23 protein-coding genes are annotated in these 23,994 nt (G+C 67.3%); 13 read left to right on the top strand and 10 right to left on the bottom strand.

Annotated elements, in window-relative coordinates:
- The first annotated feature begins 62 nt into the window (after positions 1 to 62).
- The gene (locus ACJH6I_RS15935; RefSeq protein ID WP_212814809.1) at positions 63 to 1,193 is read left to right on the top strand and encodes an MFS transporter; all 1,131 of its coding nucleotides are present in this window, start codon (positions 63 to 65) and stop codon (positions 1,191 to 1,193) included.
- Between the two features lie 8 nt (positions 1,194 to 1,201).
- On the opposite strand, the gene ACJH6I_RS15930 is transcribed toward ACJH6I_RS15935, so the two are convergent.
- Complete coding sequence (locus ACJH6I_RS15930) at positions 1,202 to 2,968, bottom strand: GNAT family N-acetyltransferase (protein ID WP_212811400.1); 1,767 nt, start codon at positions 2,966 to 2,968, stop codon at positions 1,202 to 1,204.
- Between the two features lie 89 nt (positions 2,969 to 3,057).
- Between ACJH6I_RS15930 and ACJH6I_RS15925 the strand changes: the two genes are divergently transcribed.
- Both ACJH6I_RS15925 and ACJH6I_RS15920 read left to right on the top strand, forming a co-directional pair.
- Positions 3,058 to 3,837, top strand: coding sequence for an alpha/beta fold hydrolase (locus ACJH6I_RS15925; RefSeq protein WP_212811399.1), 780 nt, complete (start codon positions 3,058 to 3,060; stop codon positions 3,835 to 3,837).
- A gap of 95 nt (positions 3,838 to 3,932) precedes the next feature.
- Positions 3,933 to 6,110 (top strand): glutamine synthetase III, encoded by a 2,178-nt coding sequence (locus tag ACJH6I_RS15920; RefSeq protein WP_212811398.1) that lies wholly within the window; start codon positions 3,933 to 3,935, stop codon positions 6,108 to 6,110.
- A gap of 9 nt (positions 6,111 to 6,119) precedes the next feature.
- Here the strand turns inward: ACJH6I_RS15920 and ACJH6I_RS15915 are convergent, their stop codons facing one another.
- On the bottom strand, positions 6,120 to 6,632 hold the full coding sequence (locus tag ACJH6I_RS15915; RefSeq protein ID WP_212811397.1) for a DinB family protein: 513 nt from the start codon (positions 6,630 to 6,632) through the stop codon (positions 6,120 to 6,122).
- A gap of 138 nt (positions 6,633 to 6,770) precedes the next feature.
- Here ACJH6I_RS15915 and ACJH6I_RS15910 point away from each other — a divergent pair, with 138 nt between their 5' ends.
- Together ACJH6I_RS15910 and ACJH6I_RS15905 are read left to right on the top strand one after the other, a co-directional pair.
- A complete protein-coding gene (locus ACJH6I_RS15910; RefSeq protein ID WP_318985023.1) occupies positions 6,771 to 7,124 on the top strand; it encodes a YciI family protein in 354 nt (117 codons plus the stop codon).
- 8 nt (positions 7,125 to 7,132) lie between these two features.
- Positions 7,133 to 8,401 (top strand): RNA polymerase sigma factor, encoded by a 1,269-nt coding sequence (locus ACJH6I_RS15905; RefSeq protein WP_371824544.1) that lies wholly within the window; start codon positions 7,133 to 7,135, stop codon positions 8,399 to 8,401.
- On the opposite strand, the gene ACJH6I_RS15900 is transcribed toward ACJH6I_RS15905, so the two are convergent.
- The 6 genes from ACJH6I_RS15900 to ACJH6I_RS15875 form a co-directional block, all read right to left on the bottom strand.
- On the bottom strand, positions 8,328 to 8,936 hold the full coding sequence (locus ACJH6I_RS15900) for an alpha/beta hydrolase (RefSeq protein ID WP_244872538.1): 609 nt from the start codon (positions 8,934 to 8,936) through the stop codon (positions 8,328 to 8,330). The two genes, ACJH6I_RS15905 and ACJH6I_RS15900, sit on opposite strands and share 74 nt — an antisense overlap.
- Before the next feature lie 53 nt (positions 8,937 to 8,989).
- Positions 8,990 to 9,724 carry a cutinase family protein gene (locus ACJH6I_RS15895; protein ID WP_244872537.1) on the bottom strand — a complete coding sequence of 245 codons (735 nt, stop codon included), beginning with the start codon at positions 9,722 to 9,724 and terminating at the stop codon, positions 8,990 to 8,992.
- Positions 9,725 to 9,893: 169 nt separating this feature from the next.
- A complete protein-coding gene (locus tag ACJH6I_RS15890) occupies positions 9,894 to 10,322 on the bottom strand; it encodes a ubiquinol-cytochrome c reductase iron-sulfur subunit (protein ID WP_406774612.1) in 429 nt (142 codons plus the stop codon).
- Positions 10,323 to 10,329: 7 nt separating this feature from the next.
- Positions 10,330 to 10,554 (bottom strand): hypothetical protein, encoded by a 225-nt coding sequence (locus tag ACJH6I_RS15885; protein ID WP_346415790.1) that lies wholly within the window; start codon positions 10,552 to 10,554, stop codon positions 10,330 to 10,332.
- A 193-nt stretch (positions 10,555 to 10,747) separates the two neighbouring features.
- On the bottom strand, positions 10,748 to 12,169 hold the full coding sequence (locus tag ACJH6I_RS15880; RefSeq protein ID WP_212811392.1) for a wax ester/triacylglycerol synthase family O-acyltransferase: 1,422 nt from the start codon (positions 12,167 to 12,169) through the stop codon (positions 10,748 to 10,750).
- A 7-nt stretch (positions 12,170 to 12,176) separates the two neighbouring features.
- Positions 12,177 to 12,794 (bottom strand): cadmium resistance transporter, encoded by a 618-nt coding sequence (locus ACJH6I_RS15875; protein ID WP_406784263.1) that lies wholly within the window; start codon positions 12,792 to 12,794, stop codon positions 12,177 to 12,179.
- Positions 12,795 to 12,873: 79 nt separating this feature from the next.
- Here ACJH6I_RS15875 and ACJH6I_RS15870 point away from each other — a divergent pair, with 79 nt between their 5' ends.
- The 8 genes from ACJH6I_RS15870 to ACJH6I_RS15835 all read left to right on the top strand — a co-directional run bounded on the left by ACJH6I_RS15870 (position 12,874) and on the right by ACJH6I_RS15835 (position 23,065).
- Positions 12,874 to 13,347 (top strand): GtrA family protein, encoded by a 474-nt coding sequence (locus ACJH6I_RS15870; protein WP_346415788.1) that lies wholly within the window; start codon positions 12,874 to 12,876, stop codon positions 13,345 to 13,347.
- Positions 13,348 to 13,674: 327 nt separating this feature from the next.
- Complete coding sequence (locus ACJH6I_RS15865) at positions 13,675 to 14,649, top strand: PE-PPE domain-containing protein (protein ID WP_346415787.1); 975 nt, start codon at positions 13,675 to 13,677, stop codon at positions 14,647 to 14,649.
- Between the two features lie 5 nt (positions 14,650 to 14,654).
- Positions 14,655 to 15,695 carry a hypothetical protein gene (locus ACJH6I_RS15860; RefSeq protein ID WP_346415786.1) on the top strand — a complete coding sequence of 347 codons (1,041 nt, stop codon included), beginning with the start codon at positions 14,655 to 14,657 and terminating at the stop codon, positions 15,693 to 15,695.
- A 62-nt stretch (positions 15,696 to 15,757) separates the two neighbouring features.
- Positions 15,758 to 16,237 (top strand): OsmC family protein, encoded by a 480-nt coding sequence (locus ACJH6I_RS15855; RefSeq protein ID WP_212811387.1) that lies wholly within the window; start codon positions 15,758 to 15,760, stop codon positions 16,235 to 16,237.
- A gap of 29 nt (positions 16,238 to 16,266) precedes the next feature.
- Complete coding sequence (locus ACJH6I_RS15850; protein ID WP_061001308.1) at positions 16,267 to 16,749, top strand: Lrp/AsnC family transcriptional regulator; 483 nt, start codon at positions 16,267 to 16,269, stop codon at positions 16,747 to 16,749.
- Positions 16,750 to 16,911: 162 nt separating this feature from the next.
- Positions 16,912 to 20,391 (top strand): indolepyruvate ferredoxin oxidoreductase family protein, encoded by a 3,480-nt coding sequence (locus ACJH6I_RS15845; RefSeq protein ID WP_346415785.1) that lies wholly within the window; start codon positions 16,912 to 16,914, stop codon positions 20,389 to 20,391.
- 86 nt (positions 20,392 to 20,477) lie between these two features.
- Positions 20,478 to 21,563, top strand: coding sequence for a Glu/Leu/Phe/Val dehydrogenase dimerization domain-containing protein (locus ACJH6I_RS15840; protein WP_212811386.1), 1,086 nt, complete (start codon positions 20,478 to 20,480; stop codon positions 21,561 to 21,563).
- Entirely contained in the window at positions 21,563 to 23,065 is a 1,503-nt protein-coding gene (locus ACJH6I_RS15835; protein ID WP_212811385.1) for an amino acid permease, read from the top strand. Before ACJH6I_RS15840 ends, ACJH6I_RS15835 begins: the two co-directional genes overlap by 1 nt.
- 3 nt (positions 23,066 to 23,068) lie before the next feature.
- Here ACJH6I_RS15835 and ACJH6I_RS15830 read toward each other — a convergent pair whose 3' ends face one another.
- Entirely contained in the window at positions 23,069 to 23,596 is a 528-nt protein-coding gene (locus ACJH6I_RS15830; protein WP_318985011.1) for a lipoprotein LpqH, read from the bottom strand.
- Positions 23,597 to 23,716: 120 nt separating this feature from the next.
- Positions 23,717 to 23,989, bottom strand: coding sequence for a hypothetical protein (locus ACJH6I_RS15825; protein ID WP_212811383.1), 273 nt, complete (start codon positions 23,987 to 23,989; stop codon positions 23,717 to 23,719).
- Positions 23,990 to 23,994: the final 5 nt, after the last annotated feature.

Raw genomic sequence — 23,994 nt, 5'->3', positions numbered from 1 at the left:
GTCGACTCGTGACCACAACTGCACACCGAAGTCCGGTAATCACCGGCACCACAGTCCTTTTCATGTCGCTGGCCGCCGCCTTGGGGACCGCGACGATCTACCCGCTCCAGCCGGCCATCGCCGACATCGCACGATCGCTGGGCTCCGGCACGGCGATGGTCGGTGCGGCGTTGGCCTGCGGTCCGATCGGCTACCTGCTGGGGCTGGCGCTCCTGGTCCCGTTGGTGGACAGGTTCTCGCCGCGGCGGGTGGTCGCCTGGCAGTTCCTGGCGCTCGGCGCCGCGCTCGCACTGACCGCCGTTGCCGGCACTGTGTGGCTGGTCGGGTTCGGATTGCTGCTGACCGGCGCCTGCTCCGCGGTGGGCGCGAGTCTGAGTTCCGTTGTCGGTCGCCTCGCGCCCGCGCACCGGCGCTCGACAATTCTGGGTATCGTCACGGCCGGGATTTCGGCCGGCATCCTGGCCGGCAGGATCGCCGGCGGCTGGTTGAGCGACGTGATCGGCTGGCACGCAATGCTTCTCGTGGTCGCTGCCGCGGCCTTCGGAGTCGCCGGCGGCTGCCTGCTGTTCCTGCCGACCGCGACCGGAGCCGTCGAACAGAACTATCTCGCCGGATTGGCATCGCTGCCCCGGCTGCTCGCCCGTGACCGCGTGTTACGCCGTGGCGCGCTGCGCGGATCACTGTGGTTCTTCGCGTTCTGCGCGGTCTGGTCCGGAATCGCGGTCGCGTTGTCGCAACAGCCATACTTCCTGTCTGCCAAGCAGATCGGGCTCTACGCCTTGGCGGGTAGCGCAGGGATCTTCGCGACGCGCGTCGCCGGCGTCTACACCGACCGATTGGGCTTCCGGCCCGTGGTCCTCGTCGGTCTCGCGGTGGCGGGCGCCGCCTGCCCGGTCCTCGCCTTCGGCTTGGGCAGCCCACTGGCGACCATGGCGGCCCTGGCCGCATTCGATACCGGCCTGTTCGCGGCACAGGTGGCGAACCAGACCACCATCTTGGCGATCGATCCGTCCGCGCCTGCCCGATTCAACAGCGCGTACATGCTGGTTTACTTCGTGGGCGGAAGCCTCGGGACGGCGTTCGGCGCGGCTGCTGTGGCTTCATGCGGTTGGCCGGCGACCGTCGGCGCTTGTGGCGCAGCACTTCTCGTCGCCGGGCTGCTCACCGGCGGTCGACCGCTCCGCGAGCGGTGACGGCCTCCTCAGATGGTGCGTTTGAGGCCGACGTGCGCGGCGTGGTACCCGAGGCGGTCATAGAACGCCCGAGCCTGTTCGCGCGCTTCGTCGGTGGCCACCTGGGCCAAGCGCGCACCGTGTGCCCGGCCGTACTCGTGCGCCCACTGCACCAGGGCCGTACCCAGTCCTTTTCGGCGCTCGGCCGCGGTGACCCGCAGACCCTCTATCTGTAGTCGGGTCGAACCGCCGCGGGACAGCCCGGGAATCACGGTCAGCTGGACGGTCGCAACGATCACATCGGAACAGTTGCGGACCACCCCGAGGTAGTTGGAGTGGTCACGGACGAGGCCGTCATACGCCGCCTCGTAGTCTTCGAGGTCCGCGGTTTCCCGGTCCTGGCCGAATTCATCGTCGGACAGCAGCGCGACGATCGACGCGACATCGTCACGGGCCGCCCGTTCCACCCGGAAACTGCGGTCTCCCACCCGCAGTAGTCCCCGCACCGAGGTTCGCGCTTGCGACTGCAGACGCGTCACCAAGAGGTCCAGCCATGCCCCGACATTCGTTCGCGCCTCGCGGGTGTCGGGATAGCGACATCGCAGATGCAGGCCGGACTCGTCCAGGATGAACCACAGCATGACGCCGTCGGTCTGGATGGCGGCGCTCACGTACTGAGCGTCCAGCCCGACGTCGTCGATGCGAACCGGAAGACGCCGCAGATCCAGCCATGAGATCGCGAACATCCCGGGCGACATCGGCATGCCGCCCCATGGGGCCAGCACGTCCGCCAATGGCCACGACCCGAGTTGCACTGCTTCTTTGACCGCGGCAGCCGCGGCACGTGGATCTGCGACGGTCGACTCCAGAACCGAATTGGTGATGAACCAGCCCACCGAGTCGTGCCAGGTGGTATCGAAGCGACTGTGCACCGGGAAGACGGCGCGAAGCGGCGCGTCGGCCAGCTCCCGGGTCACGGCCGTCATCGCGGCCACCGCCAGCGCGAGCGTCGACACGCCGTCGTTGCGGGCCTGCACGGCGAAAGCCGCACTGGCGTCGACATCGAACACATCCCGGACTTCGACGCGCTCGGGCCCCAGCTCAGGTTCGCCCAGAGGCAGCGGGAATCGCGGCATCACCCCGCCGCTGTCGGCGATGATGCGCGCCCACGTTTCCCGGACGTGGTCCGGCGCCGCGGGACGATCGAGCAGCGCCTGGGTGTGTTCGACGAAAGCGGGCGCCGGCGGCAGCGAAACCACGCGCCCGGTGCGCGCAGCCGCGAGCAGCGCCAGCAGATCCCGGGCGATCACCAGCATCGACCACATGTCGACGTGGCTGTGGTCCGCCGCTATCACCACGGTCAAACCAGCGGCGGTTTCCAGCAGGCACAACCGGTGTGAGGGCTGCTGATACGGCGAGCAGGCCGCATCCAGGACACCGCGCAGCGCGTCGTTCACCGCCTGGCCGGCAGCTATCTCGTGCTCGACCCAACCGGCCGGACGCACTTCGATCTCGTGCAGTTGCGGATCGCCGTCCGGTCCTGCCGAAAATGCGGTCCGCAACGTGCCGTGGCGGGCCACCACCGCCAGCCACGCAGCGGCCAGCGATTCCCGGCTCACGCGGTCCGGCAAGCGAATGGACAACGCCATCCAAGAGCCCGGCCGGGCCCCTGCGCCGACATGAATCCGCTGGTCAAAGGACACCGGAAGCTGCCGACCCGGCGCCGACACCGCGACGTCGTAGCCCCAGAGCCGTCCGAACGGCAGTCGCAGGTGCGAGACGTTCGTGAGCCGCATGGCGGTACCCTAGCGCCCCGGTTAGCCTGAATGCTCGGTCAGCAGGTCGACGCCACGACGAGGCGATCGGTTACGGAAAGAGTTGCCTGATGCCTACTTTCGCAGTTCCCGGAGCCGAGCTTGCGGTTGAACTGAGCGACGAAGGTGGCCACCCCGTTGTCCAACTCCACGGACTCACCTCCAGCCGCGCGCGCGATCGGGTGCTCAATCTCGACCTCGGCCGGGGGCTCAGCGGGACGCGGCTGCTGCGCTACGACGCGCGTGGCCACGGCAAGTCGACGGGCCGGAAAGTCCCCGCGGACTACCGGTGGGAACAGCTCGCGCAAGACCTGCTGAATCTGCTCGACCGGTGGTTTCCCGGCGAACCGGTGCACGGGGTCGGGCCGTCGATGGGCACCGGGACGCTGTTGCATGCGGCGTGCCGCGAACCAGAACGATTCACGGGACTGACCTTGATGGTGCCGGCCACCGCGTGGGAGACCCGGCGCGCGCAGGCCGCGCACTACGAGGCCGCGGCCACGCTCATCGAGACCGAGGGCGTCGGCGCGTTCATTGCGGCCTCTCGTGGCGCGCCACGGCCGCCGGCGACCGTGGGTGCACCCGAAACCGTTCCCGATGTCGCCGACGCCCTACTGCCGTCACTGTTTCGCGGTGCCGCGCTCAGTGACCTACCGACGCCCGAAGCCATCGCGCGGATCGACGTGCCGACAACGATCCTGGCCTGGATCGACGACCCGGCCCATCCGCTCTCGACCGCCGAAGCCCTTGCCGCGCTGATGCCGCGGTCCACCTTGACGCTCGCTCACACACCGGAGGACGTCGAGACGTGGCCCAAGATTCTGAGCCAGGATGTCGGCCGCCGCGGCTGACCGGTACTTGACGCCGCCCTTGACATCGACGTAACACTGCTGCCATGAGGCGTCCCTAGTGTGAAGCGGTCATTCACGTAGGGATAGGAACTGCATTGAGCGGAAATACCACCCGCTTGCGAGCGATCGCCGGCGTCCAGGCCTATACGCCCCCGGCGTACACCTTCGACCCGGCCGAAGCGCCCGGCGAGATCTTCGGCACCAACGTATTCACCAAGGCCGAGATGCAGGCGCGCCTGCCCAAAGCGATCTACAAATCGGTGGTCGCCACCATCGAGAAGGGCGCCAAGCTGGATCCGACGGTCGCCGATGCCGTCGCCGCCGCGATGAAGGACTGGGCACTGGAAAAGGGCGCGACGCACTACGCGCATGTCTTCTATCCGATGACCGGCCTGACTGCCGAAAAGCACGACAGCTTCCTCGAGCCGGTCTCTGACGGGCAGGCCCTGGCCGAGTTCGCCGGCAAGACGCTGGTGCAGGGCGAGCCCGACGCGTCGAGCTTTCCGTCCGGCGGTCTGCGGTCCACGTTCGAGGCCCGCGGGTACACCGGTTGGGACGTCACCAGCCCGGCGTACATCCTCGAGAACCCGAACGGCAACACACTCTGTATCCCAACGGTTTTCGTGTCGATGACCGGCGAGGCGCTGGACTACAAGACACCGCTGCTGCGCAGCCAGCAGGCCATGGGCATCCACGCGGAACGCATCCTGACGCTGTTCGGCCACAAGGATCTCGAGAAGGTCGTCTCGTTCTGCGGTCCCGAGCAGGAGTACTTCCTCGTCGACCGGCACTTCTTCCTCGCCCGGCCCGACCTGATCAATTCCGGCCGTACGCTTTTCGGCGCCAAACCGCCCAAGGGCCAGGAGTTCGACGACCACTATTTCGGTGCCGTCCCCGACCGGGTGCTGGGGTTCATGATGGACACCGAGCGGGAGCTGTTCAAGCTCGGCATCCCCGCCAAGACGCGCCACAATGAGGTCGCCCCCGGGCAGTTCGAGGTGGCCCCGATGTTCGAGCGCGCCAACATCGCTTCCGACCACCAGCAGTTGCTGATGACCGTGTTCAAGACCATCGCCAAGAAGCACGGCATGGAATGCCTGTTCCACGAGAAGCCGTTCGCCGGCGTGAACGGCTCGGGCAAGCACGTCAACTTCTCGGTCGGCAACGCCGAACTGGGGTCGCTGCTGGTGCCGGGCGACACGCCCCACGAGAACGCCCAGTTCCTGGTGTTCTGCGCCGCCGTCATCCGCGCGGTGCACAAATTCGCTGGGCTGCTGCGGGTTTCGGTCGCATCGGCGACCAACGATCACCGCTTGGGTGCCAATGAGGCACCGCCCGCGATCATCTCGATCTTCCTGGGCGATCAGCTTGCCGATGTTTTCGAGCAGATCGCCAAGGGCGCTGCGACGTCGTCGAAAGGCAAGGGCAGCATGATCATCGGTGTCGACACCCTGCCGGTGCTGCCGACCGACCCCGGTGACCGCAACCGCACCAGCCCGTTCGCGTTCACCGGCAACAGGTTCGAGTTCCGGGCACCGGGCTCGGGCCAGACAGTGGCGGTCCCGATGATCGTCCTCAACACCATCATGGCCGACTCGTTCGACTACATCGCCACCAATCTGGAGCAAGCTGTGGCCGACGGCGAAGACTTCGACACGGCGGTGCAGAAGCTGCTCACCGAGGTGATCACCGAACACGGTGCGGTGGTCTTCAACGGTGACGGTTACTCGGAGAACTGGCAGGCCGAGGCGGCGTCCCGCGGGCTGCCGAACCTGAAGACCACGCTGGATGCCATCCCGGAACTGATCAAGCCCGAGGCGGTGGCGGTCTTCGAGAAGTACGGCGTCTTCAACGAGCGGGAGTTGCACAGCCGCTATGAGGTACGCCTGGAGCAGTACGCGCTGACGATCGGCGTCGAGGCCAAGCTGGCGCTCGAGATCGGTTCCACCATCGTGCTGCCGGCCGCGCTGCGCTACCAGACCGAGCTCGCACAGAACGTCGCCGCATTGACGGCGGCTGGTATGACGCCGAGTTTGACGCTGCTGCAATCGGTCTCGGAGCCGATCAGTGCGCTCAGTGACGCGTTGGCCACGCTGAAGGCGGCACTGTCGGAGCATTCGGCCGCGTCGGCCTATGACGAGGCCAAGCACGCGCAAGTTGCGTTGCTGCCCGCCATGGAGGCGGTCCGTGCCGCGGCCGACACGCTGGAGACGGTGGTGGCCGACGACCTGTGGCCGTTGCCGACGTATCAGGAGATGCTCTACGTCCTCTGACCGTCCACATCACACGCCGGTGGCACCATCGATCCGTTCGCGGATGACGTCGGCATGCCCGCAGTGGCGGGCGTACTCGGCGATCATGTGCGTGTAGATCCAGCGCAGATTCACCTCGCCACCCATGAACGGGCTGGTGTCGTCGAGCCGGCGCGCAGCGCAGTTGGCGCGCGCATGGGCAATCTCGTCCTGCCAGATCCGGAACGCGAGCGGGTACGACGACTCCGGTGACAGCTCGAATCCGCCGTCGTGGCCCTCGGGGTGATCCGCGGGCCCAAAAATCGGTGGTGCCTGCTCACCGGCGAGCACCCGGCGAAACCAGTTGCGCTCCACCTCCGCGGCGTGCCGCAGCAACCCGAGCAGCGTCAGCTCCGACGGCGGCGCGGACGCGGTGCGCAACTGCTCGTCGTCGAGACCCTCGCATTTGGCCGCCAACGTTGCGCGGTAGAAGTCCAGCCAACCCTCGAGTGTGGCGCGCTCGTCGGCATTGATGGGCGGCACCGGCCGCTGCACGGAAGTCACGCTTCCCGATGGTGCCAGGCCATCCCGACATTCTGCCGATCGCCCAGGAAAATCCGATGTCTGTCGAAACCCGGGGTAGCCGTTCGTGTAGAAGGTGAAGGGTGGCAACCGGCCGCCCCGAATCGAGGAGTGACGGTCATGCACTACCTACTCGCCATGCATCAGCCGGTCGGCGATCCGCCGCCGCCGGAGGTGCTGGGGCCGATCATGGATGCCCTGGACGCGGTCGAGCACGACATGAAGGCAGCGGGCGTGTGGGTGTTCTCCGGTGGCTTGCACGGTCCTGACGCGTCGACCGTGGTCCGGGTCCACGACGGCGCGGTCCTGACGACGGACGGACCGTACGCCGAGGGCAAGGAACACCTGGGCGGCTTCACCATCATCGACGTGCCCGATCTGGATTCCGCGCTCGGCTGGGCCCGCAGGCAGGCGGAAGCCGTGCGGCTCCTGCCCATCGAGGTGCGCCCGTTCCGGGGCGATCTGAGGGGCTGAACGCGGCCGTGCTAGAGCTGCCGCCCGCAGAGATCGCCGGCGTGTTCCGGCGGGAGTACGGGCGCGCGGTGGCTGTCCTGGTCCGTCGATTCGGCGACATCGACCTCGCCGAGGAGGCGGTCCAGGACGCCTTCACCAAAGCAGTGGACCGCTGGCCGCAGACCGGCGCGCCGCCGAGCCCCGCGGGCTGGATCATCACCACCGCCGCGCACACGATCATCGACCGGTTCCGCCGGGAAACCGTCCGCGATGAACGGCACGCGCAGGCGGCACTGCTCTATCCGGCGGCCGATGACGACAATCTCGAAGAAGGCCCCGTGCACGACGACCGGTTACGCCTGATCTTCACCTGCTGTCACCCGGCGCTCGCCCTCGACGCGCGCGTCGCACTCACGCTGCGATTGCTCGGCGGCCTGTCCACCAAGGAGATCGCCCGTGCCTTCTTGATCTCGGAAAGCACTGTCGCGCAACGGCTGGTCCGCGCCAAGCGCAAGATCCGCGACGCCCGCATCCCCTACCGGGTGCCGCACGACAGTGACCTACCCGAGCGTGTGCACGGCGTCCTCGCGGTGGTGTACCTCATCTTCAACGAGGGACACACTGCAAGCTCAGGCGACGATCTCGTACGGGCCGAACTCACCGCCGAAGCGATTCGGCTCGGCCGGCTGCTGGCCGAGCTGATGCCGGACGAGCCCGAGGTCTGGGGACTGCTCGCGCTGATGCTGCTGACCGATGCACGACGCGCGGCGCGAACAGATGCGGACGGCAAGCTTGTTCTGCTGGCGGACCAGGACCGCGGTCGGTGGGACCGCGGCCTCATTGCCGAAGGGCAGGCGCTGGTCCGCAGATGCCTGCGCAGGAACCAGCCCGGGCCCTACCAGATCCAGGCCGCCATCAACGCCGTGCACAGTGACGCGCCGACCGCCGCCGCCACCGACTGGCACCAGATTCTCGCCCTGTACGACCAGCTGATGGCGATTGCCCCGACACCCGTTGTCGCCCTCAATCGCGCCGTGGCGGTTGCCGAGGTCCATGACCCGCAGACGGCGCTGGATCTGGTGGAAGCGCTCGACCTGGCCGGCTACCACGTCTATCACGTGGTCCGCGCCGCACTGCTGTCTCGTCTCGGCCGGACAAGCGAGGCGGCCGACGCCTACAGCCGCGCTGCCGACCTGACCGCGAACCCCGTCGAACAGGCATACCTCACCGGCCGAGCGTCAGGAGATCGACGAGTTCGGCCGGATGCGACAGCATCGCCATGTGACCGCCGGGCATGACCTCGGGTTCGATGCCGAGACGGTCCGCGACCACGCGCCGCATGAATCGCTCAGGGAAGAACCGGTCGTCGCGGAACAGGATGAACCGCGTCGGAACCTGCGGAAGCGCTTCGGCCGGCCACGGTTTCAGCGACGGGGTCTCCGATTGCGCGCGTTCGACCTCCTCCGCGACCACGGCGGGGTCGACACCGTTGTAGTACAGCGCGACGGCGTCATCGACTTCGTACCCACCCGCGGCGGCCGCTTCCCGTTGCGCGGCAACACATCCGGTGGCGCTCCACCAATCACCGGGGCGTTCGCCCGGCCGGGGAACCATCGCCGAGACGTAGATCAACTCCGCAGCACCGGCCCGCGGGCAGGCCAGCGCTCCGGTGAACCCGCCGAACGAATGCGCCACGACCACAGGCGGTTCGCCGTCATCGAATGGTTGTGCCGCGACCACGTCGGCGTACGTGTTGAGGTCGGCCGCATCATCGGCGCATGGTAGGTCCACCGCGATGCCGCGGTGCCCGCGAACAGCCAACTCGCGCACCACAAATCGCCAGTATGACGGATCGCATCCGCCACCCGGAACGAGCAGGAACGTCGTCACAGCCTGCCGACGACGAAAGTCGCGGCCTGGTCGGCCATGCCATTCGAGCCGTAGGTGATGTGCGCGAACGACGGCCCACCCGCGGGGGCCCCGTTGCAGATGGTGTCGTCGGGTACGCACAACTCGATGGTCTTGGCCACGTACGCGGGCCCGATGGCTATCGGCGGCGCGCCGATGTCCGCCATGAACTGCGACGAGGGCTTTCCGAACAGTACAAGCGCCGCAACGTGATTCGCGATCGTCGGCGGCATCGGCTTGGGCGCGTACCAGGTGTACTCCGCCAAGTCCGCCGGGATCTCCTTCGGCAGCGCGTTCGCGGTCGTGAACCCGGAAACCACTGCGCCCTGCGAGTATCCGCCGAGGACGATCCTGGTCTGTGGGCAGGCCGCGGCCGACGCTTCGACGTGTGTGGCGGCGTCCTTGACCCCGTCGACAACGCTCTGTACGAAATCCAGCCGGTTCCCGAAATCGCTGCTGGCGGCATAGTTCACCGGATATACCGCCACCGACTTGTTGCCTGCCTGGGCCTGCAGGGCATCGACGAAGGCCCGGCCGGCCATCCCGATACCCGGGGGTTCGCTGGTGCCGCGGGCGAACACCACCTCGACATCGGGGCACGGGTCGGCGGACGCCGGTGGTGCCGGAGCGCCCACAAACGCGGAAGCGACGACCGTGGCGACCCCGACGACATGGGCTAACCGCCTGGCTCGGAACAGCTTGATGATGTCCATACCAGCTTCACCGCCTTGCACCAGCTAACTGCGACCGGTTTTTCCATGCTGACACACAGCAGATGGCGAGCGATACCCGCGAGCCACAGGAATCTGCCAAGAATCCACCACCAAGGGCGCCGCCCCAGCATTGACCCATGACTGCTCGGTGTAGTCGTCGGACGTGAGGTCAGGCGACGGTCACGGTGTCCCCGACGACCGACGCCGCCTTCGGCGCCAGCGGCTCCTCTGCCGGACCGGTGACGACGGAGCCGTCGACCGCACTGAATTTGCTTCCGTGGCAAGGGCAGTCGATGGTGCCGTCGGAAACCTTCGACACCGTGCACTGTTTGTGGGTGCACACCGCGGTGAACGCCTTGAACTCACCGGCCTTCGGCTGAGTGACGACGACCTTCGCCGCGGCGAGGACCACTCCCCCGCCCACCGGCACATCGGCAGTCTTCACCGAGGGTGCTGCGGCCTTGGTCTCACTGCTCGTGGACTGGCCGGCCGGCGATGGCGACTCTTTCCCGCCACAGGCGGCAAGCACCACCCCGGCACCGACGGCACCCGCACCGAGGAGTACCCCACGGCGGCTCGGGTGTCCGGCGTCGGCCATGACCGGCTTACCGCCGACCACCGCCGTTGTATCCGGGCGAGGCCACCTCGTCTTCGGTCAATTGGTAGGGCGGCGTGAACAAGCTGGGGTCATCGAGCGAGGATTCCGGCGCATTGAACGGACCTTGAGCCGCTTCCGGAGCCGCGGGCGCATCCACCTGCGGCACACAGGTGCCTTCGGAGGCGACCAAGCCGTCCGAGCACTGCAGTTCGTCGGCGTGCGCGATCGGCATGCTGATCAATGCAGCCACCGCAGATGCAACGCCGAACGTTGCTGCCCCCATTGACATGCGAGCGAATCGCGTGGTCGTTGCACTCATTTCATACCTACTCTCCGGCGCTATCTGGTTCGGTGAAGGTAGCACCATTGAGACCGCTGTGACTGTTCGTTTCGCCACTTGAGTCAATTGCGTTTACACACAATTTTCACAGCAGACCGTAGGCCTGCTCGAGCGCCAGCAACGCCTCGCCGGTCTTGATGGCCAGCTTCTGCATGTGCGGCATCGAGTCGCGGCACCCGGTGAAACCGAAATTCAAAGTGCCCGAGTAGCTTTGACATGTGATGTTCAGGCCGACACCGTGGACGGGAATCGACACCGGATAGGTGGACACCAGCTCGTTGCCCCGGAAGTACAGCGGATAGTCAGGTCCGGGGACATTCGACAAGATGACGTTGTAGGACGCCGGTGCCACCTTGGGGGCACCCACCGTCGCCGCTCCGGTCTGCACGAGGAACGGCGCCATCAGTGCCGCGGTGTAGGCCAGGATGGCCGTGCTGGTCATGCCCGACAACTGATCTTTGGCCGCCTTCGTCGAGGCGCTGATGGTCTCGATCCGCTCGCGGGCGTCGGCGAGGTCGGTACCCAGTGTCGCGAGAATGGCGCCCACGGCGTTGCCGCCGCCGGGATCGTCTTTCGGGCGAATGTTGACCGGCAGCATGGCGATCAGCGACTTTTCGGGCAGGGCGTCGAGTCCGAGGAGATAGTCACGCAGTCCACCGCCACAGATCGCGAGCGCGACGTCATTGAGAGTCGCGCCGGCCGCATCCGCAACGGCCCGCAGCCGCGCGATGTCGTACTGCTGTGTGGCGAACCGCCGGCTCCGGCCGATGCGACCGTTGAAGATGGTGTGCGGCGCCTGGCCCGGCCCGACGAGCGGATTGCTCCTGCTGACCGCGGTCACGGCCAGCTTGGCGAACGCGGCAGGCAGATCGATGACGGTCGACAACTCCGAGGTGACGGACCGCAGCAGCCCGCCGATGTCGGGGATGAGGCTGCTGTCCTTCTCGTCCGTCTTGCGCTCCCGCTTCGGCACCGGGTTCCGGAAGAACAGCGGGGTGTCGGTGTCGGACGGGTCGGTCGACATCGACCGGATGAGCGTCTTCATCGCCGTGTAGCCGTCGACGAGGGAATGGTGCATCTTGACGTACAGGGCGACGTTTCCGTCGTCGAGGCCCTCGATGATGTGCAGTTCCCAGGGCGGTCGCGTCAGGTCCAGCTGGCGAGCATGCAGGCGGGAGATCAGGATTCCCAACTCACGCTGGTCGCCGGGACGGGGCAATGCGGACCGCCGGACGTGATACATGACGTCGAACTTCGGGTCCTCGACCCACCGCTGCAGTGGATTCAGCAGGAACCACGGCGTCTGCAGCTTCATGTTCCACGGCGGCTCGATCTCGTTCGACCCGTAGATCTCGTCGCGCAGCTGATCCAGGATGTCCCCGGCGTCGCCCGATGTCGGGCGGAACTGCATGAGTCCCGCCACATGCATCATCGTCTCGGGAGATTCGGCCGCCAGGAACATCGAATCGAGCGGCGACAGTCGTTTGCTGGTCACCCGGGTGAACATACTGCGGTCACCGCGCGAAGACGGCGCCTTCGATGAGGATCGTGGTTCCGACCGCAATGAGGACCACGGGCAGGATGAGGTGTCCCCACCGCGTGAACGTGTCGGCGACGACCGGATGCGAGGCGAAATACCGGCCGGCGATACACCACACCCCGACCCCGAGGAGAAACACCGTGACGTACCAGGCGACGGTGCCGGCAGTGGCGACCATGAACATCGGCACGTAGACGCCCACGTTGTCGCCGCCGTTCGCGAAGGTCACGGCGGCGACCTGCGAGACACCCGGCGCGAACGACGCCGGCCCGCCGTCGGCTTCCGACGGTTCGGCGCCACGACCCCGCCAGGCCGCCCAAGCTGCCCTGAGCCCCAACGCGATTGGCAACAATCCGAGGCACGGCAGGACGGTGACCGGTAGCAATGCCGCGCCGACAAGCGCGGCACATATCGACACCACCAAGATGGCGGCGAAACCCAGGTACTGTCCGGCGGCCACCCGCGCGGCCGCGCCGCGGTGGCCCCGGGCCTGGCCGAAGAACACCGCGAGCACCACGAGATCGTCGATGTTGGTGACGGCGAAGGTCGCTACCGCCGACGTGATGATGGTGGCGCTCATCGCCGTGGACATTACGGGACGCTGCCGAGCCGCAGCGCAGAGTTCGCCTCGCGGCTACCTGGCCGACGCCGGCCCATGACACAGTGCCCGCGTGACCGTCGACGCGGCGAGTGGCCTGCAGCGCGCCGTCGACCGATTTCACCGGGGCTGTGAGCTGGCCGTCGGCCGGCTGCCCTTCGGCCTCAAATCGATTGTCGCTCCGACGTTCCTGGGTTTCGCACTGATCAACGGCTGCACGTTCGCGATCGACCTGTTGTTGCTCACCGGATTGCGCGACGGGTTGGGATTGCCACTGGCAGGGGCAGTCACGGCGGCCTATGCGAGCGCGTTCGGGCTCAGTTATGTGCTGAATCGAATCTTCAACTTCAGCTCGCACAGCGCGGTGGGTCCGCAGCTCGCCGTCTACGTCGTCGTGGTCGCTGTCAACTACCTGGCGTTCATCCTCGGTGTGTCGACCGGGTTGTCAGCCCTGGGCGTCGAGTACCACGTCGCCCGGATGGCCGCGGGCGTTTGCGAGGCGGTCTACATGTACGCCGCGATGCGCTGGGTGGTGTTCCGGCGCTGAGCTCGCGGTGACGTGCGTCTCATGGCGAGCAAGAATGCTGCGACGGTGTTAATTTCGCCTGGTCAAGTTGTACTGAGGTACCAAACGGGGGTAGTCGGGGACGGCAGGGCACATCAGACGCGCCGGCGAGAATCATTCGCTCCACGCCGCCATCACCGCCGCTGACTCATCAGCGAGATTCCACGTACGTCACCACGGGCGACATCGTCGCCCGATTCGTGGCGCGCTGCGTATCAACCGTAATTCCGTCCTCGTGCACAGATAGGAAACTGCCCAGTGGCCCGCCTGAACCGCTGCAGTGCAATAGGTTTCGTTGTCGCACTCTGCGTGGCGATCGGCGCGGAGCCGTCGGCGGCGGCATCGGACGAAAGCCCCGACGTCACCTTCTATCTGCAGGGCACCTGCTTGTGCGCTGTGTCGCCGACCGCCCGCGAGGCCCTGGGACTGGCCGACGGGTACCTGGATTCCAGCGGCACCATCCATGGCATCGGGTATCCCGCAGGCCTGTTGTTCGGCGCGGACGCAGTCATCGGGAGCACCAAGGTGAACGCGACCCTCGCCACCGTTCCGGACGGCGCCGCCGTCACCCTCGCCGGCCTGAGCCAGGGCGCCATCGTCCTGAACTACGTGAAACTCTCGCGGTCGCTGCAGGATTCGTTCACTCGTCACCGTGCGGACAATCTGCAATTCGTGACCTTCGGTGACCCGCAGAACACCACCGGCGGCATCACGACCAAGAATCCGGCACTGCAACTGTTCGCGCCGAACGTGCCAAGGGCGAGCGCATACCCCACCACCGAGATCGTTCGCGAGTACGACGGTTTCTCGGACTGGCCGGACAAGCCAACGCGTTTGGCCGTCCTCAACGCCGTCATGGGAATCGGATTCGTGCACACCGACTACGGGTCGGCCGCCAACCCGGCGACACCGGGAACGCTCAAGACCGTCCGCACCAACGCCGCCGGCGGCACCACCACGCATTACGTGGTGCCCACCAGGCGATTGCCACTCACTCAACCGTTGCGCGATGCCGGACTGAACACGTCTCTCATCGACGCTCTGCTCCGGCCGCAGATCGACCGCGCCTACGTCCACCGCCCGCAGGTTGCACCTCGAGATCCGGCTCCCCGGCCGTCGATCGCCGCCCTGGCGGCAAGGGCCCTGAATCCGGCGGCCGCCAAACCAGCTGCTGCCGGCGCCAAGGAGTCTGGCAGCGCGAAGGAAGACAAAGAGAAAGCACCGAAGCCCAAGCGGGGGTTCGGTTTTCGGAAATCTCGCCGTGGCGGGGAATCGAGGAGGTAGTTCGCATGTGGGTCAAGACGCAGGCCGTGACCCTGTCGGTGGTGTGCTCGGCAGCCGTCGTGGTCACCAGCGCCGCACCGGTTCTCCCGGCCGCGCACCCGACGACGGTGCACAGCGCCGAATACCGGTACGCGCTCACGGCGGCAGCCATCGACACCGCCTTCAATCCGATTCGGTACGTCGGCAACGTCGGAGGCGCGGCCCAGGCCGTCGCCACCGACGTGATCTACTGGCAGACACCGGACTTCCCGCTGCTGGTGCTGAGCGCACAGGTTGACTCCAGCACCGGTGAGTACGAGGCCGTGGAGAAGGTGACGTCGACGGCGGGGCACCTGCAGAGTCTGGTCAGCGCGGTCACCGCGTTTCCCGGCGCATCATCCTCGCCACAGGTGAAGCAGCTGGTCAGCGGAATCGGATCGGCCGGCGCCGCCGCGGCCGGCGCCACGCGTACCGTGACAGCCACTCTGGCGCCCCACCTCGCGCCGCTGACGCCGGTGATCTACGTCGTCAGGGTGCTGCGGGCCGCGGTCGGCGTCTATTACGCCGTGGCCACGCTCTCGACCACGGGAGTCGGCACGGTGCTGAGCGGGCACAACCCGTTGACGGCAGTCGCCAATGTCGTGTCCTCGGTCCAGAGCCTGGCCAACGTCCTCACCCACGCGCCGCGCCCGGCCGCGTCGGTCTCGACTGGCACGACTGGTACGACCGCCGGGGCGACCGCGACCGCGGCGCAAACGGTCGCGCAGCCGACCGCTGTTGTCGCGCGGACCCTAGCGAAGGGCGCCAAATCAAAAGCGAAGCAGGAAGAATCGGCAGCCAAGAAGCCCGGTGACCACGCCACCGCACCCAAATCGGCTGCCGCACCGGCCACGTCGACGGCTGCCGCCGAGCAGCAGGATGCCAAGCCGGCGACACCCACCAAGAAGTCCAAGCGCGCGGCGAAGGGTGACGACTCGTCGGCCAAGGTGGACGCCGCCAAAGCCGCCTCGTCCAAGGAGTCCAAAGAGTCCAAAGAGAAGGGCGACCACGGCCGGCGTAAACACTGAGCGGCGGTGGGCGTGCGCTAGAACAGAGGTACGCGCCAGCACCGACGAAGGGGACGCCCGCCATGGCGAAGACGCACCACTACGAGCTCGACGTGACATGGACCGGCAATACCGGCACCGGAACCTCGGGCTACCGCGAGTACGACCGCGCGCACGACGTCAGCGCCGACGGCAAACCCACGATCGCCGGCTCCGCTGATCCTGCTTTCCGCGGCGACCCGCAGCGCTGGAACCCCGAGGAGCTCCTGGTGGCGTCCCTGTCGCAGTGCCACATGCTGTGGGTCCTGGCGCTGTGTTCCCAGGAGGGCATCGTCGTCACCGGATACGCCGACCATCCGTCGGGCACCATGGCGCAGACCCCTGACGGTGGTGGGTATTTCACCGAGGTGGTGCTGCGTCCGGTCGTCGAGATCGTCGACGACCGGCACCGCGAGGCGCTCACGAGCGTCCACGAGCGGGCCCACCACCTGTGTTTCATCGCCAATTCCGTCAACTTCGACGTGCGGTGCGAACCGCAGGTGAGCGTCGCCGAATCGGCGTGACCCACGGTGCCGCCGTGGGAAAATGGCGCATGACCATCAAGCTCGACGCACTCGATTCCGCGCTGCTGTCGGAGCTGGCCGCCGACCCGCGGACGCCGATCCTCGAGCTGGCGTCGCGGCTGAAGGTCGCTCGAAATACCGTGCAGGCGCGCATGAAGCGGCTCGAAGAATCCGGCCTGGTGCGTGGCTACCCGCCCAACATCAACCTGTCGCAGCTCGGGTTCGCGGTGCATGCGCTGGTCTTCATCGAGACGGACCAGACCAAGATGAACGCCATCATCGAAGCTCTGCAGGACGTCCCGCATGTACTGGAGGTCCACGCCACGACGGGACGGGCGGATCTGCTCGCCCGCATCGCCGCGCAGACGCAGGAAGAACTGCTCAGCGTGATCCAGCGCGTGCATCGCATCGACGGCGTCAAACACTCCGAAACCATGCTCGCGATGGCGACTCCGGTCGAATACCGATCGCTTCCTCTCGTGCAGCACGTGACGCAACGTCGAACAAAATGATGCGTGCGTCACAGTGTGCCACGTCACAATTGAGCAGTCTGCTCAACATTTTGACCGACTGTTGACGTAGATCACCCACAGGGGCAGATTTCGCTGCACTGATTGCTAATAGTTCGCACCTAGGACTGGCGATCTGAGTGGCGGAAAGTGTGGAGGTTCTCGATGACCAGTGTCCTGTCCCGATCCGAACTCGCAGCGGCCGAACCCGCCGCGCCCTACGACCTCGACGACCGGTACCGCGCCGGCGCCGGCCCCGTCCTGCTGACCGGCGTCCAGGCGATCGCCCGCATGATGGTCGAGCAGCATGTCCGTGACCTCCGTGCCGGCCGCCGCGTCGCGACCTTCGTCTCCGGCTACCAGGGCAGCCCGCTCGGCGGCGTCGACAAGATGCTGCTGGGCATGCCGAACGTGCTGACCGAGCACGACGTCGTCTTCACGCCCGGCTTCAACGAGGAGCTCGCCGCCACCTCGGTCTGGGGCAGCCAGACCGACCTTCCCGCCGGGAAAGCCACCCACGACGGGGTCATCGGCGTCTGGTACGGAAAGGGACCCGGCGTCGACCGCGCGACGGACGCGCTGCGCCACGCCAACATGTACGGCGTCAATCCCCGCGGCGGCGTGCTGCTGCTGGTCGGCGACGACCCGGCATCGAAATCGTCGACCGTGCCCGCCGTGAGCGAACGGTCGCTCGCGGCCCTCGGCATCCCGGTCCTGTTCCCGCGCAACGCCGAAGAGATCATCACCATGGGCATGCAGGGCGTCGCGCTGTCGCGCGCATCGGGCTGCGTCGTGGCGATGAAGATCGTCGCCGACGTGGCCGACGGCGCCTGGACGGTCGACGCCGATGTCGCCGACATCACCATCACCGCACCTGAAATCCTCTGGGACGGCAAGCCGTTCACCTACGTCCAGCGACCGATGGCCGCACCGGCCGACAGCCTCATCGCCGAGGCCGACCTCTACGGTCCGCGCTGGGCGACCGTCCGCGCGTTCGGGGACATCAACCAGCTCGACGTCCTCGAGGTGGATCCGGTGCGTGCAAAGGTCGGCATCGCCGCCACCGGTACCACCTTCGACGCCGTCCGGCAGGCGCTGCTCGACCTCGGCGTCGACGACGCGGCACTGCACCGCGCGGGAATCCGCCTGCTGCGCATCGGGATGCCGTACCCCGTCGGGCAGGAGTCCGTCCGGGCGTTCGCGCGCGGTCTCGAGCAGGTGATCGTCGTCGAGGACAAGACGGCGTTCATCGAAACCCAGGTCCGTGAAATCCTGTACGGCACCGCCGATGCCCCGCAGATCGTCGGCAAGCACGATGCCGCCGGTATGCCGCTGTTCCCGCTCGGTGGTGAGCTGACCGCCGCCCGCCTGCTCGCGCCGCTGCGCCGGGTGCTGCGCGATCACGTCGAGCTCAAGCGCACCCCTCCCCCGCCACTGTCACTGGAAGTGTTGTCCGCCAAGCGAACCGCCTACTTCTGCAGCGGCTGCCCGCACAACCGTTCCACCGCGATCCCGGAGGGCTCCATCGGCGGCGGTGGCATCGGCTGCCACACCCTGGTCACCATGTCCGGCCGCAGTGACAGCGCCGTGGTGGGTCTGACGCAGATGGGTGGCGAGGGCAGCCAGTGGATCGGGCAGGCACCGTTCACCGACGTGCCGCACCTGTTCCAGAACGTCGGCGACGGCACGTTCTTCCACTCGGGTCAGCTCGCGGTGCAGGCCTGCATCGCCGCCGGGGTCAACATCACCTACAAGCTGCTCTACAACGAAGTGGTCGCCATGACCGGCGCACAGGACGTCGAGGGCGGCCTGGTCGTTGCCGGGCTCACGCACAAGCTGACGGCCGAGGGCGTCAAGCAGATCATCATCTGCGCCGACGAACCCAAGCGGCACAACAAGAAAGCTCTCGCGAAGGGCACCCTGCTGTGGCACCGCGACCGCCTCGATGAGGCGCAGAAGGTGCTGCGAGAGATCCCGGGTGTGACCGTGCTCATCTACGACCAGCACTGCGCTGCCGACGCGCGCCGTCAGCGCAAGCGCGGCACGCTGCCCACCCGCAACACGCGCGTGGTGATCAACGAAGCGGTGTGCGAGGGCTGCGGCGACTGCGGCACCAAGTCGAACTGCCTGTCGGTACAGCCGGTCGACACCGAATTCGGCCGCAAGACCCGCATCGACCAGACGTCGTGCAACACCGACTACACGTGCCTCGACGGCGACTGCCCGTCGTTCGTCACGGTCGAGCTGACCCCGGAGAAGAAGGGCCGCAAGACATCCCGGCGCAAGGCGCCGGAACCGCCGCGGGTCGCCGATCCGGGGTTCGGTGTGCCGACCGGCACGCAGAACGTCCTGCTCGCCGGCATCGGTGGCACCGGCATCGTCACGGTGAACCAGGTGCTGGCGACCGCCGCCCTGCGCGCGGGCTACGAGGTGGAGAGCCTCGACCAGATCGGCCTGAGTCAGAAGGCCGGACCGGTGGTGTCGCACCTGCGGTTCTCGACCGCCGCCCTCGAGCCGTCCAACCGGCTCACCTCGGGCAGTGCCGACTGCATCATCGCCATCGACCTGCTCACCGCGACCGACAACCGGAACCTGGCCTACGGCAGTGCCGAACGAACCATCGCGGTCGCCTCGACGAGCCAGACCCCGACCGGCGACATGGTGTACGACAAGTCCGTCGCCTACCCGGAGACCCAGTCGTTGCTCGACCGGCTGACCGGCGTCACCCGCACGCTGACGCACTTCGATGCGCTGGCCGCGGCACAGGCCCTGTTCGGCAACACCGCAGCGGCCAACTTCCTGGTCGTGGGTGCCGCCTTCCAGAACGGCGGCCTGCGCCTGCCCGCGGCGAGCATCGAAGAGGCCATCGGCATCAACGGTGTCGCGGTCGCTGCCAATGTGGCGGCGTTCCGCTGGGGCCGCGTTGCGGTGGCCGATCCGGCCGCGTTCGCCGCCGCCGTCGAGGCCGCCCGGCCCAAGGCCCGGCCCGCGGTGGCCAGCCCGGAGCTGCTGGCCAGCACCACGTTCGGCGGCGAGGTGCGCCGGCTGGTCGAACTGCGTGCCGGTGAACTGGTCCGCTACCAGAACACGAAGGTCGCGCGGCGGTACGTCGAAACGGTGCAGGCCGTGTGGCAGCTGGAGCGCACCATCACCGACAACACCGCCTTCAGCGAGGCCGTCGCCCGCGGGCTGCACAAGTTCACGGCCTACAAGGACGAATACGAGGTCGCCCGGCTGCTGGTCGACCCGGCGTTCCTGGCCGATGTGCAGGCGCAGGTGCCCGGTGGGGAGAACCTCACCTACAAACTGCACCCGCCCGTCCTGCGCGCCATGGGCCGCACGAAGAAGGTCGGCTTCGGACCGAAATCGCATGTGGCACTGAAGATGCTGGCCAAGGCCAAGGTGCTGCGCGGCACCAAGCTGGACCCGTTCGGCTACGCGCACGTGCGAAAAGTGGAGCGGCAGTTGCTGTCTCACTACACGGCCATGGTGCTGCGCCTCGCCGCCGAACTGACTGTCGACAACTACGCCACGGCTGTCGAGGCAGCCGGACTGCCCGACATCGTTCGCGGTTACGAGGACATCAAACTCGGCAACGTCGAGCTGTACTGGGCACGCCTGCGCGAGCTCGGCATCCCGGCCTGACCGGCGCCACCCCAGCTGTCCTGCCGTGACACCCGCGGCAGCGTCAACCATGCCGCCGAACATGCGGCACCAGAAAGGAATCCGTAGTGACAGTAGTGTCCAACTCCCCGGTATCCACCCCCGCCGGAGTCTTCGGTCGTTCGCACAAGCTGAGCTCCCGTAGCCACGAGCAGGTCGTGTTCTGCGAGGACGCCGAATCCGGTCTCAAGGCCATCATCGCGATCCACTCGACGGCGCTGGGCCCGGCCCTCGGCGGCTGCCGCATGTACCCGTACGCCGACGAATTCGAGGCACTCGAGGACGTGCTGCGGCTGTCGTGGGGCATGACGTACAAGGCCGCGGCGGCCGGGGTGAACCTGGGCGGCGGCAAGTCCGTGATCATCGGCGATCCCACCAGCGACAAGAGCGAAGCACTGTTCGCGGCGTTCGCGCGCTACGTCAACACCCTGGGCGGACGCTACGTCACCGCCGGTGACGTCGGCACCAACACCGACGATCTCGACATCATGGGCAAGTACACGTCGCACGTCACCGGCCGCAGCGCCGGGGCCGGCGGCTCGGGTGACAGCGCGCGCCTCACCGCGCTGGGCGTGTTCAACGCCATGCGTGCCGGCGCCGAATCTGTCTGGGGCGCAGCGACGTTGGCCGGCCGGACCGTCGGCGTCGAGGGTGTCGGCAAGGTCGGCCGGGAACTCATCGCACTGCTGCTCGCGGATGGCGCGGACGTGTACGCCACCGACGTGAACGCCGCTGCGCTGCTGCGCCTGTCGAATGACCACCCGTCGGTGCGCCTTCTCAATTCGGTTGCCGACGCCCCGGTCGATGTCTATGCTCCGTGTGCCCTCGGGTCTACTCTGACGCCTATGAGCGCTGACACCATCGAGGCGAAGCTGATTTGCGGTGCCGCAAACAACCAGCTCGCGACGCCGGACGTCGAGCTGTTGCTCGGCCGCCGCGGGATCACCTGGGTACCTGACTACGTCGCCAACGCCGGCGGCCTCATTCAGGTGGCCGGTGAACTGCACGGCGCGGACCGCACCGCCGTCGAGGGCGACGTGACCCGGATCTACGACCGCTGCCGCGACATCATCGCCACCGCGCGCGAGACGGGCATCAGCATCGGCGCCGCCGCGAACCTGTTCGCCGAACAGCGGCTCGACGGGGCCATCTGATGGGCGCCGGCGGCGGGCTTTTCCGCACCAAGTCGGTCGAGCAGTCGATCCGGGACACCGATGAACCCGACTCGAAGCTCCGCAAAGATCTGACGGCAAGGGATCTCACTGTTTTCGGCGTGGCCGTCGTCATCGGCGCCGGCATCTTCACCCTTACCGCTCAGACCGCGGGCAACATGGCGGGGCCGGCCGTGTCGGTCGCCTTCGTCATCGCGGCGATCACATGCGGGCTCACCGCGCTGTGCTACGCCGAGTTCGCCTCGACTGTGCCCGTCGCCGGCAGCGCCTACACCTACGCCTACGCCACCTTCGGTGAGCTGGTCGCGTGGATCATCGGCTGGGATCTGATCCTCGAGTTCGCGCTCGCGGTATCCGTTGTCGCCAAAGGCTGGTCGCAGTATCTCGGCCACGTCCTCGGTGGGACGGTGTCACCGGTGGTGCACCTGGGGTCCGTCAAGTTCGACTGGGGTGCGCTGGTGATCATCGCCATCGTCGGTGTGCTGCTGGCGACCGGAACGAAGCTGTCATCGCGGGTTTCGGCCGTCGCCGTGGCGATCAAGCTGTCCGTGATCGTGCTGATCCTCGTTGTCGGTGCCACCTACTTCAAGGCCTCGAACCTCACCCCCTTCATCCCGGCGGCGCAGCCCTCGGCGAAGGCGGATGGCGTACACCAGTCCATGCTGGCCTGGCTCACCGGAACCGGCGGCACGAGCTTCGGGTGGCTGGGTCTGCTGACCGCGGCCAGCATCGCGTTCTTCGCATTCATCGGCTTCGACGTGGTCGCCACCGCGGCGGAAGAGACCCGCAACCCGCAGCGCGACGTCCCGCGCGGCATCTTCGGCGCGCTGGCCATCGTCACCGTCTGCTACGTCGCGGTGTCGTTCGTGCTCACCGGCATGGTGCCGTACACCGAACTGCAGGGAGAAAATGCCACCCTCGCAACGGCATTCGCCCTCCACGGTGACACCTGGGCCAAGAACATCATCTCCATCGGCGCATTGGCGGGCCTGTCGACCGTCGTCATGGTGATGTTCCTCGGCCAGACCCGCGTCCTGTTCGCCATGTCCCGCGACGGCCTGCTCCCCAAGCGGCTTTCGCACACCGGCAAGCACGGCACCCCGGTGCGATTGACGGTCATCGTGGGCGTGGTGTGCGCGGTGCTGGCGGCGTTCGTGGACTTCGGCACCCTCGCGGGCATGGTCAACATCGGCACGCTCGTCGCCTTCATCCTGGTGGCGATCGGAGTGCCGATCCTGCGCCGCACGCGGCCCGATCTCAAACGCGGCTTCCGGGTGCCTCTCGTGCCGCTCGTCCCGATCCTGGCTGCGCTGTCGTGCCTGTGGCTGATGATCAACCTGGAGGTCGAGACCTGGCTTCGGTTCGTCGTGTGGATGGCCGTCGGCGTCGCGCTGTACTTCGTGTACGGCAGGTCGCACTCGAAGCTCGCGCAGCGGAAGGCCGAGGCGCACAAGCACCTCAACGTCACTCAGATCGCGGCGTGAGCATCAGCTGCAGGTAACGCGAATCTCGAAGGGCTTGGTCACCATCACGGGCGGTAGCGCTGCCGTCACCCCGGTAGCGCTACCGCTGATGACGTAGGTGTCGCCGTCCTTGGACGCCGTGGCCTCGCCGCCCGACATGCCCTGCTGATAGCCGAGAATGACGCCGTTGACGTTGCCCAGGATCACCGAGTGCACCGTGGCGGCGTCCGGTGTCAGCACCACCGCCACTCCCGAGGCCTTCTGACCGATGGCGATGTTGAAGTTTCCGACGGCGTTGGTACAGACCACGTTGCCCGTGATGTTCTGACGCACCCCGTCGACGGTCACCTCGGCCTGGCCGGGCGGCGGATTGCCGGTCGGCGGTTGGGTGGGCGAGGCCGTCGTCGACGATGCCGGCGATGACGTGGACTTGGTGGTGGTGGTGCTGCTGCTCGAGCTCGTCGTCTCCGACGGCGGTTTCTCGCCACCGCAGCCGGCGATCCCCACGACAACCGCCATGCTCACCGCACCGATCGCAACCTGTCGCCTCATGGCACCCCTCTTGTTGTCGTCGCCAATCCCGATTCACCACATCTACGCCGTTGAACCGGTCGCCGCATTTCTTCTCTGAGATGCGACGACCGGCTCATTCCGGTGGCTACGGCAACCTGCCTACATCGGCATGAAATTGCCGAACCACCAGAAGCCCCAACGCTCGATGGCCGGGCTCCACACCACGGACGCACCCGGGGCCCACCACGGCGGGTTCGGTTGGACCGGCGCCCAGGGCGGCGGAATCGCCGGGGGGACATTCGGTTCGGCGCTCGCGACGCCGCTGCCCAGGGTGCTCGGCGACACGGTCGCGATTCCGCCGGCCACGCCGAACAAGCCGGCCGCCAGACTGCCGGCGACGGTGGCCGCTGCTGCCAGTTGTTTGATGGTCATTGTCT

The organism is Mycobacterium sp. SMC-13, assembly GCF_045311035.1.
Lineage (GTDB): Bacteria > Actinomycetota > Actinomycetes > Mycobacteriales > Mycobacteriaceae > Mycobacterium.
This window is presented reverse-complemented; position numbering and strand designations above follow the sequence as displayed.

Bases quoted from the DNA above. Each gene is read 5' to 3' on its own strand.
- ACJH6I_RS15875 (WP_406784263.1), bottom strand. From the start codon at position 12,794: ATGTCCACGGCGATGAGCGCCACCATCATCACGTCGGCGGTAGCGACC.
- ACJH6I_RS15935 (WP_212814809.1), top strand. From the start codon at position 63: ATGTCGCTGGCCGCCGCCTTGGGGACCGCGACGATCTACCCGCTCCAG.
- ACJH6I_RS15880 (WP_212811392.1), bottom strand. From the start codon at position 12,169: ATGTTCACCCGGGTGACCAGCAAACGACTGTCGCCGCTCGATTCGATG.
- ACJH6I_RS15930 (WP_212811400.1), bottom strand. From the start codon at position 2,968: ATGCGGCTCACGAACGTCTCGCACCTGCGACTGCCGTTCGGACGGCTC.
- ACJH6I_RS15825 (WP_212811383.1), bottom strand. From the start codon at position 23,989: ATGACCATCAAACAACTGGCAGCAGCGGCCACCGTCGCCGGCAGTCTG.
- ACJH6I_RS15835 (WP_212811385.1), top strand. From the start codon at position 21,563: ATGGGCGCCGGCGGCGGGCTTTTCCGCACCAAGTCGGTCGAGCAGTCG.
- ACJH6I_RS15890 (WP_406774612.1), bottom strand. From the start codon at position 10,322: ATGGCCGACGCCGGACACCCGAGCCGCCGTGGGGTACTCCTCGGTGCG.
- ACJH6I_RS15910 (WP_318985023.1), top strand. From the start codon at position 6,771: ATGCACTACCTACTCGCCATGCATCAGCCGGTCGGCGATCCGCCGCCG.
- ACJH6I_RS15830 (WP_318985011.1), bottom strand. From the start codon at position 23,596: ATGAGGCGACAGGTTGCGATCGGTGCGGTGAGCATGGCGGTTGTCGTG.
- ACJH6I_RS15895 (WP_244872537.1), bottom strand. From the start codon at position 9,724: ATGGACATCATCAAGCTGTTCCGAGCCAGGCGGTTAGCCCATGTCGTC.
- ACJH6I_RS15885 (WP_346415790.1), bottom strand. From the start codon at position 10,554: ATGCCGATCGCGCACGCCGACGAACTGCAGTGCTCGGACGGCTTGGTC.
- ACJH6I_RS15925 (WP_212811399.1), top strand. From the start codon at position 3,058: ATGCCTACTTTCGCAGTTCCCGGAGCCGAGCTTGCGGTTGAACTGAGC.
- ACJH6I_RS15860 (WP_346415786.1), top strand. From the start codon at position 14,655: ATGTGGGTCAAGACGCAGGCCGTGACCCTGTCGGTGGTGTGCTCGGCA.
- ACJH6I_RS15850 (WP_061001308.1), top strand. From the start codon at position 16,267: ATGACCATCAAGCTCGACGCACTCGATTCCGCGCTGCTGTCGGAGCTG.
- ACJH6I_RS15855 (WP_212811387.1), top strand. From the start codon at position 15,758: ATGGCGAAGACGCACCACTACGAGCTCGACGTGACATGGACCGGCAAT.
- ACJH6I_RS15845 (WP_346415785.1), top strand. From the start codon at position 16,912: ATGACCAGTGTCCTGTCCCGATCCGAACTCGCAGCGGCCGAACCCGCC.